Below are 230 nucleotides of genomic sequence, written 5' to 3'. Positions count from 1 at the left end.
CCCCAAACACTATCCTTGTCCATAATCATACTCAACTCCTCACTCCAACCACCTCACCACCTCACCCCACACCTCCACATCCCCCACCTCCTCCCCAACCTCCGCAACCACCACCCCAACCCCTTCAACCTCCCTCATCACACCCATCAACTCCTCCTTAATCACCAACCATTCGACATCCCGCTTCACCACAACTTCCCCGTCCCCCTCCTCAGTCTCCCTTGCCACCC

General features: G+C 57.4%; 1 protein-coding gene. It reads right to left on the bottom strand.

From position 1 onward, the window contains the following. Positions 1 to 39: 39 nt before the first annotated feature. Positions 40 to 230: hypothetical protein (locus tag FS507_RS18025; RefSeq protein WP_186314797.1), on the bottom strand; the 191-nt coding region annotated here is incomplete at its 5' end.

The organism is Corynebacterium glyciniphilum AJ 3170 (assembly GCF_007673095.1).
In the GTDB taxonomy this organism is placed as follows: Bacteria; Actinomycetota; Actinomycetes; order Mycobacteriales; family Mycobacteriaceae; genus Corynebacterium.
The sequence above is the reverse complement of the archived record's forward strand: the minus strand, read 5'-3'. Positions and strand labels throughout refer to the sequence as shown.